The organism is Gordonia sp. NPDC058843 (genome assembly GCF_042743165.1).
In the GTDB taxonomy this organism is placed as follows: Bacteria; Actinomycetota; Actinomycetes; order Mycobacteriales; family Mycobacteriaceae; genus Gordonia.
In genome coordinates this window covers 24,983-38,592 of the sequence record NZ_JBHYNC010000048.1, presented here as the reverse complement: position 1 = coordinate 38,592, position 13,610 = coordinate 24,983, and the positions used below count along the sequence as shown (strand labels likewise).

Sequence of the window (13,610 nt, the reverse complement as noted above, 5' to 3'; positions counted from 1 at the left end):
TCGAGGCTCGTCGACCTCGACGCGCTCCTTCGTCGCTTGCTCGGCCCGGCGGCTTGCGCTCCTCGCACCTCAGGGACCAGGGGTTATGCGGTTCTGTCGGATCAGGGAGCAGAAGTGAACGCCCGCCCCGCACGCTCCGGGCGCTCCTCAGGGAGCAGAAGTAGGCCGCGCGGCTCAGTCGTCGAGGTCGTCGAAGTTGTCGATCAAGCCGCGCCGACGGGGACGATCGTCGGTGTCCTTGACCCGCTCACCGAGGCGGCGCCGGAGCTGCATGGCGATCAGCACGATGTTGACGACCACGACGGCGATCCCGACGGCCACCCAGAACCACCGGCCCTCCTGCCACCAGCCGACGGTCAGCCAGCCGATACAGAAGATGAGGATGGTCGCGCCGACGATGGTCAGCGTCATCGAGAACGTCTGCGCGCTCCGCGAGAAGTCGGGACCGGTACTCACGAGGATCTCCTGCACTGTGGACTGCTGTTGTCGCGGCCGGCCGGCGAAGGGCCCGTGGTGGGGCCCGGTGAACGCAGGTCAGGACTGGATCACCATGACCACCGCGACGAGGACGGCCACCACCACTATCGCAGCGACCACGAGGATGACCTGCTGCGGCCCCGGCATCTCGCCACCGGTGACCAGAGCCTTCGACGTCCGCCGCCACCGCCAGGCGCCGAGAACCGCCAGCACGGCACCCAGTCCGACCATCAGGACGCCCAACACGATGTCGAGCAGCGGAGTGGCCTCGTCGGGCGACAGGTAGACGACGGCGATACCGGCCGCGATGAAGCCGAGCGCGGTCCGAACCCACGCGAGCAGGGTGCGCTCGGCGGCGAGGGTGAACCGTGCGTCCACGGCGCCCGTCGGTCGGGTCTCCAACTCGTCGGCGTACGACCCGCCCGGGTTCGCCGGGTCTGCGGCACTCACCCCGTCAACCGGCCCGCTTGTCCGTTCGCTCGTCAGTGGCCTTGCCCTCTCGGATCGCTTCGGCGGCGAAGGCAGCGGTCACCTCGACCGCGTCCAGGGTCTCCGGGTGACGCGCGCTCAACACCGGGAAGGCGTGCACCTGCCATGCATAGATGTGCGCCACAGCCGTAACTCCCGCAGCGTCGAGCAATTCGACGAGATCGATGACGTCGGGCTCGAGCATCTCCCCCTCGGCCGAGACCAGGACAGTCGGCGGAAACGAGGTGAGATCGGCATCGGCGATACGACGCACTCCGGTCAACGGGATGGGGCCCTGGTCGAACTGTGGCGCCAGCCGGGCCATCTTGGACTTGGGCAGATAGGCGTCGGATCGACTGGAACGGTCCGGGTGGATACCCAGATCCATGTCGAGGAGCGGTGAGAAACCGATCAGCGCGGTCGGCGTCGGCAGCCCGCGGGCCACAGCAGCTTCGACCACCTTGGCGGCCAGGAAACCGCCGGCCGAGTCACCGGCGACGATCACCCGCCGGAAGCCGCGCTCGTTGATCAGCTCGACGTAGGCGTCGATGGCGTCCACGACGGAGGTGCCGACACCGGCCTTCGGCAGCTGGCGGTACTCGAGCGAGAACACCGGAACCTCACAGGCCCGCGCCAGGCGAGCAGCGATCGACCGGTGCGTGCCGAGCCCGCAGACCACGAACGCCCCGCCGTGCAGGTAGAGCATCGCGGTGTCGCTGTCCCGACGTGACGGTCCGACCGGCATGATCAGCTCGGCGGGCCGCCCGGCGAGGACGAGTTGCTCGCGGACCACGCCGCGGGGCTTGGGTCCGATCGCCATGATCCGGTCGATGAGGAACAGTCCCGCGAGCCCCTGCCTGTTGACCGGCCACAACGCCAGGGTCGGCTTCAGGAGCGCACGCGCACCGAGCCACATGGGGAACGACCGTAGGCTCGGCCGACGGTGGTGAACGATGGGCATCAAATTCCTCCTGCGCCCGAAACTACACCCCGAAGCCGTCCGTTTCAGTACGTTCGTCGGGGTCGCCGTTCACTGTGTCGAGGTCGTACGGTCACCTTCGTCGGCTATATTCTCGGACTCGTGACCAGATCGCGGATGTGCCCAGCAGGTGCCGTTTAGGTGCCGATTCCACCCCAGTTCCTGCTGTCTGCGCAGGCAGACCCCCCTCGCACCCTCTGCGACGTGCTCACCGACACCGCTCGTGCACACCCAGAAGCCGCCGCCATCGACGACGGCGAGATGACCCTCACCTACGGCCAGCTGCTCGCCGTGGTCCGACGGACCGTCGCGCGCCTGGGCGAGGTCGGCGTCGGGCACGGCAGCCGGGTCGGTATCCGGATGCCCTCGGGATCGCGAGACCTCTACGTCGCGATCCTGGCGACGCTCTACGCCGGCGCCGCGTACGTTCCCGTGGACGCCGACGACCCGGACGAACGCGCCGAACTCGTCTTCGGCGAGGCCGGCGTCGACGCCATCATCGACGCGGACGGACCTCGATCGACGAGATCTGCGGAGTCGAGGTCCACTGCACTCCCGCCCGCCCGCCCGACACCCGGCGACGACGCGTGGATCATCTTCACCTCCGGTTCCACCGGTAAGCCCAAGGGCGTAGCGGTCACCCACCGCAACGCCGCGGCCTTCGTCGACGCCGAGGCGGGCATGTTCCTCCAGGACAACCCGATCGGTCCCCGTGACCGTGTGCTGGCCGGGCTGTCGGTCGCCTTCGACGCCTCGTGCGAGGAGATGTGGCTCGCATGGCGCAACGGCGCGTGCCTGGTGCCCGCGCCGCGCTCGCTGGTGCGCAGCGGCATGGATCTCGGACCGTGGCTGGTGGCGCGCGACATCACCGTTGTGTCAACGGTTCCCACGCTGGCCTCGCTGTGGCCGCCGGAGGCGCTGGAAGCGGTGCGGCTGTTGATCTTCGGCGGCGAGGCGTGCCCGCCCGAGCTGGCCGATCGACTCGCCGTCCCCGGTCGCGAGGTGTGGAACACCTACGGCCCGACCGAGGCGACCGTCGTCGCCTGCGCCGCACTGCTGGGCGGGGACGGACCGGTACGCATCGGATTACCCTTGCGCGGCTGGGATCTCGCGGTCGTCGACGCCCAGGAGCAGCCGGTGGCCGAGGGCGAGGTCGGCGAGCTGGTGATCGGCGGGGTCGGCCTGGCCCGATACCTCGATCCCGCGAAGGATGCCGAGAAGTACGCGCCGATGCCGACCCTCGGTTGGGAACGCGCTTATCGCAGTGGCGATCTGGTGCGCCTGGACACCGCGGGCCTGCTGTTCATGGGCCGCGCCGACGACCAGGTGAAGGTCGGCGGCCGGCGTATCGAACTCGGGGAGATCGACAATGCCCTGCAGAACCTCCCGGGCGTGAGCGGGGCCGCGGCCGCGGTCCGTAAGTCCGCGGCGGGCAACAGTCTGCTGGTCGGCTACCTCGTGTCGGCCGATCCCGGCTTCGACGTCGCCGAGGCGCACGCCGAGCTTCGACGGCAACTGCCCGCCGCGATGGTTCCCACTCTTGCCCTCGTCGACGAATTGCCCACGCGCACTTCGGGAAAGGTTGATCGTGATGCGCTGCCCTGGCCTCTGCCGGGCAGCAGCAGACCAGTGGATGACGATGTAGAACTCAGCGAGACCGAGCTGTGGCTGGCACAGCTGTGGACCGATGTCCTCGGAATGACCGTCTCCAGCCCGGACGTCGATTTCTTCGCCGAGGGCGGCGGCTCCCTGGCCGCGGCACAACTCGTGACCGCGGTGCGCGAACGGTACCCCGACATCTCGGTTGCCGACCTCTACGACCATCCGCGTCTGGGCTCGATGGCCGACATGCTCGACGCCCGCCGCCCGACGACGAGCGTCGACGAACGCCACATCGAGCCGACCCCACGCTCGGCCGGGCTGGCGCAGCTCGCCCTCACCGTTCCGCTCACCACCCTGACCGGCCTGCAGTGGGCGACGTGGCTCGGCGTGGCGAACAACGTGGGGTTGCTCGTCGCCGACCGGATGGACCGCACGGTCGAATGGCTGGTCGAGATCAACTGGTGGGTCCTGCTGGCGGCGTTCCTCGTCTTCATCACCCCGCCCGGACGCATGTCCATCGCCGCACTCGGCGCGCGCGTCCTGCTCGCCGGCGTCTCTCCGGGCGTGTACCCGCGGGGCGGGAGCGTGCACGTGCGGTTGTGGGTGGCCGAACGGCTCCTCGACGCCAGCGGTGCCGCGAACCTGTCCGGGGCGCCGTGGATGATCTATCTCGCACGGGCTCTCGGCGCGACGATCGGTCGCGGCGTCGACCTGCACACCATCCCACCGGTGACCGGGCTGCTCACCGTCGGCGACGGCGCGTCCGTCGAACCCGAGGTCGACATCTCCGGGTGGTGGATCGACGGCGACGACGTCCACATCGGTGAGATCGCCATCAAGCGCGGGGCCTCGATCGGTGCGCGGTCGACGCTCACCCCGGGCGCGGTCGTCGGTCGCGACGCGGTCGTCGCCCCGGGGTCCGCGGTGTTCGGCCGGGTCAAGGCCAGGCAACACTGGGCCGGGTCGCCCGCGGCCAAGATCGGGAAGGCAGAACATCCCTGGCCCGATCACCGACCCCCGCGAGCGACGTGGTGGGTGCCGATCTACGGACTGTCGTCACTGGGGCTGGCTGCGATCCCGCTGCTCTCGCTCGCGTCCGGGCTGGCGGTGATCGGCGCGTGGGCACTGACCGCGGACCGGTTGCGTGACGTCGGGATTCGCGCGCTGATCCTGTTGCCCGCGGCGACCATCACGAGCCTGTTCGTGTTCGCGGCGATCACCGCCGGGCTGGTCCGGCTCGCCTCGATCGGCCTGCACACCGGGTACCACCCGGTCCGTTCGCGCGTCGGCTGGCAGGTCTGGATCACCGAACGCCTCCTCGACGCCGCACGCACCTACCTCTTCCCGCTGTACGCGAGCCTGCTGACCCCGGCCTGGTTCCGCATCCTCGGCGCGAAGGTCGGTGAGGGGACCGAGATCTCGACCGCGCTCGTGCTCCCCCGGTTCACCACCATCGGTGACGGCGCCTTCCTCGCCGACGACACGATGGTCGCGTCCTACGAACTCGGCGGCGGTTGGTTGCACATCGACGAGGCGAAGATCGGCAAGAGGTCGTTCCTCGGCAACTCGGGCATGACCGGGCCCGGCCGCAAGGTTCCCAAGAACGGTCTCGTGGCGGTGTTGTCGGCGACACCGGACCGGGCGAAGTCGGGGTCGAGCTGGCTCGGGAGCCCGCCGGTACGCCTGCGCCGGACCGCCGCCGAGATCGACACCTCGCGCACGTTCGATCCGCCGCTGTCGCTGAAGATGGCGCGCGCGTCCATCGAGACGTTGCGCCTGGTACCGGTCATGGTCTCCTACGGACTCGGCATCGGACTGCTGCTCGCGCTGCAGTACATCTCGGTCCACGTCCACTACGGCGTCGCGGCGTCCGTGAGCGGCCTGCTCCTGCTGGGCGTCGGGGCGATCGCGTGTGTGGTCGCGGCCGCGGCCAAGTGGCTGGTCGTCGGCCGCATCACGGTGAGCGAGCACCCGCTGTGGAGTTCGTTCGTGTGGCGTAACGAGCTCTCGGACGCGTTCGTGGAGACGGTCGCGGCACCATGGTTTGCCAACGCGGCGACCGGGACACCGATCCTGAACCTGTGGTTGCGCATGCTCGGCGCGAAAATCGGCCGCGGGGTGTGGTGCGAGACCTACTGGCTACCCGAGGCCGACCTCGTCAGCCTCGGGGACGGCGCCACGGTGCAGCGCGGTTGTGTCGTGCAGACACACCTGTTCCACGACCGCGTCATGGCGATCGACCGGGTCAGCCTCGGGGCGGGCGCGACCCTCGGCCCGCACTGCGTCGCCCTGCCCGCATCCGGCCTCGGTGACTCCGCGACCGTCGGACCCGCGTCGCTGGTCATGCGCGGCGACGTGGTCCCGGCGCACACCCGCTGGCAGGGAAACCCCATCGCTCCCTGGCCGCGCTGACATAAAGAAACGCGGAACCACTGGCCCGCTCTGCTCCCTGAGGTGCGAGCGAAGCGAGCCACGAAGGGTCTCGCAACGTGTCTCACCGAGCCCTTCGAGGCTCGTCGCTAGCGCTCCTCGCACCTCAGTATCTGCGGCCTGGCGGCCGTCGTGGACCACGAAAGAACACTCGTGAGTGTCCGAAATCCATGCTCCCTGAGGTGCGAGCGAAGCGAGCCACGAAGGGTCTCGCAACGTGTCTCACCAGGCCCTTCGAGGCTCGTCGCTTGCGCTCCTCGCACCTCAGGGACCAGGGGTTATGCGGTTCTTTCGGATTAGAGACCAGGGGTTACGCGGTTCTTTCGGATTGGGGAGCAGGGGTTACGCGGTTCTTTCGGATTGGGGAGCAGAGATGTGGACCCTTACGCGTGTTCTTTCGTAGTTCTGGCTCAGACCGCGGGGTCCCCGGCGACCGGCTGCTCGACCTTCTTGGGAAGCGTCAGCAGCGTGGCGATCGACAGCGCGACGAGCATGATGCCGCCGACCCATGCGAGCACCTCGAGGGAGAACGCCGGCAGCACCATCATCACGATGCCCGCGATGATGGCGATGATGCCGGACAGGATCAGGAACCAGGTGGGGGCGTGACCGGACTTGGTGATCGCCGCGTACAGGTCGGCGACGCCCTGGAAGATCCAGCCGATTCCGATGAACACCGCGAGCAGCCACACGGCGTCTCCGGGACTGAACAGTGCGATCACACCGGCCAGCAGCACGATCGCGCCGACGACGCCGAGCATCACCCGGACACCGGTACCCAGGAACGACGCCGCGAAGGCCTGGTAGATGCGGAAGATTCCGGCGATGATCAGCGAGATCGCGAACAGCAGCGCGACGACGACGATGGTCGGGCCGGGCCACACGATCGCGATGACGCCGAGCACGATGCCGACGATCGACGTGATGATGAGTGCCGTGCGCACCGCTCCGACCAGTTCGTCGGGGAAGTGCTTTGTGTACACCGTGGCGAAAGTCATGGTGGGAGGTTATCCGGCACTGGAGAATCCGGCGCACTATTCACCCAGGAGTGGCACAAACCCGACCGTCGTGGTCGGCGTCGGTGAACAGGGGGGTAACAAGTAACGATGACCAACATCGCTTTCTTCGAGCCGATCAGCGGAACCGGCCGGCCCGACGGCGACCGGGTCCGGTACCGGCCGACCACCTTCGCTGCCAGCCTGTGGGCACCCGGGACCCTCAACGGTCCGGCGGTGTGCGGCCTCGCCGCGCGGGCGGTCGAGACCGAGTTCGGAGACGACGAGTTCGTACCCGCCCGGTGCACCATCGACCTGTTCAAGGCAGCGCGCGACATCGTCACCTCGACGCGGACCCGCCTGGTGCGCTCCGGCGGACGGATCCGGGTCGTCGACGTCGAGGTGGTCCAGCATCCGGAGGGGGCCGACCCGGATGGTGCCGAGGAGGTGGTCGTCGCCCGCGGCACGACGGTCTTCCTGCGCACCTCGACGAATCCGCCCGGACAGCGGTGGCATCGACCTGCGGCAGCGGTCACCTTCCGAGCGCCCGAGATCGCCTCCGACGACGACCTGTCGCCCCGATTCGCCTCCGATGCCGCCGACGACAGCGTCGGCGAGTGGGAGCGGGACATGGCGAATCACCAGAACGGGCACCGCAAGCGGATGTGGTCGCGGGCCGCACCCATCGTGGCCGGCGAGAAACTCACGCCATTCCAGCGCGCGGTGATCAGCGCCGAGTCCGCGAGCCTCGTCTCGAACTGGGGCACCACCGGCATCGGTTTCATCAATTGCGATCTGACCGTCGCCCTGAGTCGCCTGCCGTCGGGTGAGCGGGTCGGCGTCGAGGCCGACGTCCACATCGAAGACGACGGTGTCTCGGTCAGCAACGCCGGACTCTATGACGAGAACGGGATGTTCGGGACAGCTCTCGTGACCGCGGTGAACAATGCGGCTGCGCAGATCGACTTCACCACCGTGGACACCTCGGAGCGCTATCGGGAAGCCTGAGCTCACCTGAGCTTTTTAGCGCCGCGAAGCACCGTAGTGCACCTCACACATCTCTCTCAGGTCTTGATAAGGTCACGGCCATGACACGGCGCCTCACACGGCTTTTCCTGGGTTTTGTCGTCTCGCTGCTCGCCTTGGCACTGACGACCACCCTCGCCGCCTCACCCGCCCACGCCGCTCGCTACGCCAACGGCCCGGCGACCATCGTCAACCGGCTGACCGGCCCGTTCGCGATGAACGACACCATCGGACGGTTCAACATCGTCGGCACCGATCTCGGTGTCATGTGGGACAACGGCCGCGGCGAGATCCTCACCGCCTTCGGCGACACCCAGTCGTTCAACGGATGGTCCCTGCTCTACGGCGAACTGTTCTACTGGCGGTCCAACGTCCTACTCCGTAGCACCGACAGGCATCTCAACGACGGCATGACTTTCACCTCGCATGCCGGCCGCCCCGGTCACGCGAAACGCCTGCTGAAGCCGAACGTCCGCCGCGAGGTCACGATCATCCCGACCGCGGGTGTGGCCGCCAACGGCAAGCAGTACATGACCGTGATGTCGGTGAAACGCTGGGACTCACCCGGCATCTGGACCACCAACTGGGCCGGTCTGGTGTCCTCCACCGACAACGGGGAGAACTGGCGTTCGGTGAATGCCTTCCGCCCCAACGGCGGCGGCAACAAGAAGTTCCAGATGGGCGCCTTCCTCAAGGTGGGTAAGACCGTCTACTACTACGGCACACCTGACGGACGTTGGGGCGGAGTGTATCTCGCACGCGTCGACGAGAAGGACATCGAGAACCTCGGCAAGTGGCAGTATTTCTCCTACGGCCGTTGGGTGCCGAGCAACCCCGATGCCGCCACACCGGTGATGGGCGCACCGACCGGCGAGATGTCGGTGCAGTGGAACGATTACCTCGGCAAGTACATCTCGCTGGCCAGCCAGGACGTGGGCGTGACGCTGCGCACCGCCGACAAGCCCTGGGGCCCATGGACTTCCGGCGAGATCGTCGCCCCCTCGGTGGACCCGTACACGGGGTACGCGCCCTACATCCACCCGTGGTCCAAGGGCAGCACCCTCTACTTCACCTACTCGGTCTCCATCGGCTACCAGGTGTACCTGATGCGGTTGCCGCTGCGTCGCGGCTGAGTTCCCCTGATCCGACGACACGTCGGGGCGGTCACGTCCGTTCTCGGACGCAACCGCCCCGTCGTCGTCTCCGGGGCACTCAGCTCCGGCCGAGCATGCCCTTCATCTGATCGATCTCGGCCTGCTGGGTCCGCTTGACCTCTTGAGCAAGGGCTTTCGTCGCAGGGTCGACGCCGTCGGCGAGAACGGCGTCGGCCATCGCGATGGCACCCTCGTGGTGCCGGATCATGCCCTCGAGCCACAGCGCGTCGAACTCGGTACCGCGCGCGTCACGCAGGGCGGCCATCTGGTCCGGGTCGAGCATGCCGGGCATCGCGGAGTGACCACCATGCCCCATGTTCTCGTGGCTGTCCTCGAGACCGTCGGTACTGACGCCCCACGACTCGAGTCGTTCTTCCATCTGGGTGATCTCGCTGTTCTGCGCCTTCTCGATCGATGACGCGAGCGCGATCAGCTCGGCGTTGTCGGTCCGGCCCTCGACGAGTTCGGCCATCATCACCGCCTGACGGTGGTGCCCGACCATCGTCGAGGTGAACTCCACATCGGCCTCGTTGTGATCAGCCGATGCCGAAGCCGAGACCGACGAGACGGGCTGGGAGGCTCCCGTGGTGGTCGTGGCCGGCTCCTCGTCGGGCGAACATCCCGCGAGGGCGAGCACGGCAGACGCCGCGAATCCGAGTCCCGCGGCCGCGCGCACGCGGCGCCGAGATGTGGTGTGTGCGTACATGAGTGGAATTCCTTTGCTGCTGAGATCCGGCCGCGTCGATACGCAGGCCGGCGATGGAGAGAGGACGACGACATGGCGGACCGAGCGGTCCGCCGAGGTCTCCTCAGCAGCGGATCACCTGCAATTGCAGATGCGAGGGAATCGCCCAGGGTGGTGGCCGACCCAGGATCGTGGTTCGCCCACGGACGGTGTCGGTAACACGCGGCAGTACCGCCAGCGCCCAGACGAGCAGGACCAGCACCACAACCGGGAGATCGACGCCCGCCGCACGGGTGAAGACGCAGTCGTGCATGTGCTCGCCACAGTCGTCCGCGGCTGACATCTCGGGAGCCGACATCAGCGTCGCGGCAGTGAGCGCCGAATGGCCGCCGTGGTGCGACATCCCGCCGTCGCCGCCGGGAGACCCGGCCTGGGAGTGCCCGGGCCGGGAAGCAACCGAGGCCGGCGAGCCGGCGTGGCCCGACACCACCGTGTGCATCAGCATCACGGCGAGAGCGAGCACGAGAACCAGCCCGCGGCGCCGGAGGACGACGCCGCGACCGGTGCTACGGCGGCGGCTCACCGTGCCAGAGTACGAGTTCAGGACGCCGGCGTCGACGCCCTGGCATCGTCGGGGACGGGATCGTCCCCTGACTCGGCAGCCGCCTCTTCGGCCCGCCTCCGTTGCCGCGGTATCAGTATTCGACGATCGATGATCAGGTAGGTCGCCACCACCGCCGCGGCCAGCGCCCATCCGAGCACGATGTCGAAGATGTAGTGCTCGGCGGTGTACACCAGGGCAAACGCCATGGCGAAGGCGTAACCCATGAACAGCGTTTTACCCAGAGCCTTCACGCGTGGCCACATGAAGAGCGCGAGGAGCATCGTCAGACCGGCGTGCAGCGACGGGATCGCGGCCACCAGGTTGGACTTGCCCTGACCGACCTCGACCAGGTTCGACGCCGCATGGATGTTGAGGAACCCCCAACCGCGCGCGGAGATGCGCTCGACGTAGGGATTGGCGTCCGGGTACTCGTTGTCCAGCGGCCCGAGCAGCCCGCCGGGTTCCTGCGCCTCGGGTGAGTACATGCAGATCGGGTCGCGTGGATAGTCCTGCACCTCGGCCGCGGTGCATCGCGCAGCGGCCCACGGCGGGGCACCCGGGACGAGGGTGTAACCGACCAGGGCGAGGAAGGTCGTCGCCACGAAGCACGCCGCGTAGCGGCGCCATGCCGCGCGGTCCTTCAGCCACAACACCGCCGCGACCGCGTACGGGATGATGAAGTACGACATGTAGACGATGCTGACGATGACTTCCCACCAGGGCGGACTCGCCTGCTTGAGGTTCTCCTGCAGCCACGCCGTGGGATTCACACCACCGGTCAGCCATGCATCGAAGTCGATCGCCAGGTGCCAATGGGTGGGCATGTCGACGATGCGCGCGACGTCGCGAGTCCAGTCGTAGAGGATGAGGATCAGCGCGAACGGTGCCCAGTCGATGAGGATCGTGATGAACTTGCGTCGGCCGATGCAGGCGGCCGCGAGTCCCAGACACATCAGGATGATCAGGCGCGTGCGGTCGAAGGCCAGGCCGTAGAGCGCGACGTGCACCGCCATCAGCACGACCCACGCGCCGATCGCGATACGCCGGACCATCGTCAGGTCGCGGCGACTCTCGGGGTCGGCCTCCATCTCGGCCGCGGCGGCCAGATCCTCGAGAACCGGGGATACCCCCGCCGGACCGGTGTCATCGCGATCGGTGTCGTCTCGGTCGGTGTCCACCGGGGAGTTCGACGTCTCGGCGGCGGCCGTCTCGGTGTTCTTGCGCTCATCGCCTTTGGAAGATCTGCCCGGCTGCGGGACGCCCATCGTCTCGTCGACACTCACCCGACACAACCCCGCCTGTCACACCCCGCAGGGCAACCACCCACTTAACCTGCCGTCAGTGTAATGGCCATCTCTTGTTGGCGAGCCACCCCGACGTCCAGGCATGTCGGATTTGAGGACTTCCTGCATGGGGGGCCGCGGCGCACCGGCGGCAACTGCGGTTTTCGCGGACACCTCGCTCGCCGGGGTGTTGTGGATCACACTGGAGGCGTCGATCCCCTGAAGGAGGTCTCGGTGCCCAATCGCTACCTGCGCTATGGCGACCAGCGCTACATCATCAACAAGGAGGCGGAGGCCCGTCTCAACCGCACTCTCGACGCGGTGTACGCCGACGGAACGCGCGGACATGAGTGGCTGAACCTCTATCACGACAGCGCGGCGCCGTGCCGACTCCTCATCGCACCCGGGGTGCCCATCACCATCGAGACCGAGCCGTGCCTCGGTGAGTAGCCGCCCGAGCGGGATGCACGAGCAACTCCGGATTCACCGCTGACCGAGTTCGACGGGGCTGTCCGCGGCGTCGGTGGCGGCCACTATCGTTGTCGCATGCGCATCGGAGCACATCTTCGCGAGGACGCCGACCCGCTGGCCACGGCCGCCGAGCTCGGGATCGACGTCTTCCAGATGTTCGTCACTGACCCTCAGAGCTGGAAGAAGCCGCAGCCGAACCCGCGCGCGGCGGAGTTCCGAGAGTCCGATATCGACGTCGTCGTGCATTCCAGCTACCAGATCAACGTCGCCAGCCTGAACAACCGGTTGCGGATGCCGTCGCGCAAGGCCGTCGAACAGCAGGCCACGGCCGCCGCCGAACTCGGCGCCTTCGGACTCGTCGTCCACGGCGGACATCTGCGCGACGGCGAGGACAGCGCCGAGGGTTTCGCCAACTGGCGCAAGCTCTTCGACCGCCAAGTCGACAAGGGCGGCTTCGGCGTTCCGATCCTCATCGAGAACACCGCGGGCGGCGACCACGCGATGGCCCGCACCCTGGAGTCGATCGACCGCCTGTGGGAGGCGGTCGGCGACTTCGATCAGGCGGGCTTCTGTCTCGACACGTGCCACGCCTGGGCCGGCGGCGAAGACCTCGTAGGGCTCGTCGAACGTGTCCGCCAGATCACCGGTCGGATCGATCTGGTGCACCTCAACAACTCTCGCGACGAGTTCGACTCCGGTCGCGACCGGCACGCCAACCTCGCGTCGGGCCACATCGACCCCGAGGTCCTCGTCGCGGTCGCCGAGGCGGCAGGCGCTCCGGTCATCCTGGAGACGCCCGGCGACGGCATCCCCGACGATCTCGCCTATCTGCGCGAGTCGCTGTAGCCGGTCAGCTCACGAGAGCTGTCGCGTCACGAGACGGGGTAGGCCGCCACGTTCATGACGACCGTTCCCCGGCAGGGCCCGCCGTAGATCGTCGTCCGCCACACACCCTTCAGTGATCCGTCGCTCTGCGGCTTGTAAGTCGCAACGGACCGCGCCGGCCGCCACACCTTGGGCACCCCGACCCCCTGCCAGCAGTCCCACTGCCAGCTGTAGCGATGGACCCAGGAGCCGTTCTGCCAGGTGTATCGCGGTGGTTGCGGCAGCGTCGGATTGGCCGGTTTGGGGCCTCCCACGACGGTGGCAAAGCACCTGCTGCGGACGCACTCGGTGGTGAACGTGTAATTGTCGGAGAAGTCCGGCTCGCGCTGACGCGCCGCCAGGCTCGTGCCGGTCTTGGATGCCGCAAATCTCTTGAGCGAGTACACGCCGTCCCACGTCGGCTTCGGCGCGGCGTCAGCTGGGGCGACACTCACCAGCAGACCGGCGGCCAAGGCGAGAACCGCGGTGACGGCGCCCAGGGCAACCAGGGTGCCGACTCGATGTGCCGTGGAACGGGATCTGCGCATTCGTTCATTGGACCGTACTTGCGG

General features: G+C 67.9%; 13 protein-coding genes. 5 read left to right on the top strand and 8 right to left on the bottom strand.

Features of this window, described 5'->3' with window-relative positions:
* Positions 1-174 precede the first annotated feature (174 nt).
* From ACFW3F_RS22120 to ACFW3F_RS22110, 3 genes are all read right to left on the bottom strand, one after another.
* Complete coding sequence (locus tag ACFW3F_RS22120) at positions 175-456, bottom strand: hypothetical protein (protein WP_388061260.1); 282 nt, start codon at positions 454-456, stop codon at positions 175-177.
* Positions 457-534: 78 nt separating this feature from the next.
* Positions 535-927 carry a YidH family protein gene (locus ACFW3F_RS22115; protein ID WP_388061258.1) on the bottom strand — a complete coding sequence of 131 codons (393 nt, stop codon included), beginning with the start codon at positions 925-927 and terminating at the stop codon, positions 535-537.
* 4 nt (positions 928-931) lie between these two features.
* Positions 932-1,906, bottom strand: a complete 975-nt coding sequence (locus tag ACFW3F_RS22110; protein WP_388061256.1) for an alpha/beta hydrolase — start codon at positions 1,904-1,906, stop codon at positions 932-934.
* Between the two features lie 159 nt (positions 1,907-2,065).
* On the opposite strand from ACFW3F_RS22110, the gene ACFW3F_RS22105 reads away from it, so the two are divergent.
* On the top strand, positions 2,066-5,938 hold the full coding sequence (locus ACFW3F_RS22105; RefSeq protein WP_388061255.1) for a Pls/PosA family non-ribosomal peptide synthetase: 3,873 nt from the start codon (positions 2,066-2,068) through the stop codon (positions 5,936-5,938).
* A gap of 428 nt (positions 5,939-6,366) precedes the next feature.
* Here ACFW3F_RS22105 and ACFW3F_RS22100 read toward each other — a convergent pair whose 3' ends face one another.
* Positions 6,367-6,954 (bottom strand): HdeD family acid-resistance protein, encoded by a 588-nt coding sequence (locus ACFW3F_RS22100; protein ID WP_388061253.1) that lies wholly within the window; start codon positions 6,952-6,954, stop codon positions 6,367-6,369.
* Positions 6,955-7,062: 108 nt separating this feature from the next.
* Here ACFW3F_RS22100 and ACFW3F_RS22095 point away from each other — a divergent pair, with 108 nt between their 5' ends.
* Complete coding sequence (locus tag ACFW3F_RS22095) at positions 7,063-7,959, top strand: PaaI family thioesterase (RefSeq protein ID WP_388061251.1); 897 nt, start codon at positions 7,063-7,065, stop codon at positions 7,957-7,959.
* A gap of 80 nt (positions 7,960-8,039) precedes the next feature.
* Positions 8,040-9,110, top strand: a complete 1,071-nt coding sequence (locus tag ACFW3F_RS22090; RefSeq protein WP_388061248.1) for a DUF4185 domain-containing protein — start codon at positions 8,040-8,042, stop codon at positions 9,108-9,110.
* A 79-nt stretch (positions 9,111-9,189) separates the two neighbouring features.
* Here the strand turns inward: ACFW3F_RS22090 and ACFW3F_RS22085 are convergent, their stop codons facing one another.
* The 3 genes from ACFW3F_RS22085 to ACFW3F_RS22075 form a co-directional block, all read right to left on the bottom strand.
* Entirely contained in the window at positions 9,190-9,837 is a 648-nt protein-coding gene (locus tag ACFW3F_RS22085) for a DUF305 domain-containing protein (RefSeq protein ID WP_388061246.1), read from the bottom strand.
* Positions 9,838-9,940: 103 nt separating this feature from the next.
* Positions 9,941-10,399, bottom strand: a complete 459-nt coding sequence (locus ACFW3F_RS22080) for a hypothetical protein (protein ID WP_388061245.1) — start codon at positions 10,397-10,399, stop codon at positions 9,941-9,943.
* Positions 10,400-10,416: 17 nt separating this feature from the next.
* Positions 10,417-11,685 (bottom strand): phosphatase PAP2 family protein, encoded by a 1,269-nt coding sequence (locus tag ACFW3F_RS22075; RefSeq protein ID WP_388061262.1) that lies wholly within the window; start codon positions 11,683-11,685, stop codon positions 10,417-10,419.
* Between the two features lie 252 nt (positions 11,686-11,937).
* Between ACFW3F_RS22075 and ACFW3F_RS22070 the strand changes: the two genes are divergently transcribed.
* Positions 11,938-12,153, top strand: a complete 216-nt coding sequence (locus ACFW3F_RS22070; RefSeq protein WP_004023724.1) for a hypothetical protein — start codon at positions 11,938-11,940, stop codon at positions 12,151-12,153.
* Between the two features lie 96 nt (positions 12,154-12,249).
* Positions 12,250-13,020: a deoxyribonuclease IV gene (locus tag ACFW3F_RS22065; protein ID WP_388061244.1), complete on the top strand. Its 771-nt coding sequence runs from the start codon at positions 12,250-12,252 to the stop codon at positions 13,018-13,020.
* Positions 13,021-13,046: 26 nt separating this feature from the next.
* Here ACFW3F_RS22065 and ACFW3F_RS22060 read toward each other — a convergent pair whose 3' ends face one another.
* Positions 13,047-13,586 carry a hypothetical protein gene (locus ACFW3F_RS22060; protein ID WP_388061242.1) on the bottom strand — a complete coding sequence of 180 codons (540 nt, stop codon included), beginning with the start codon at positions 13,584-13,586 and terminating at the stop codon, positions 13,047-13,049.
* Positions 13,587-13,610: the final 24 nt, after the last annotated feature.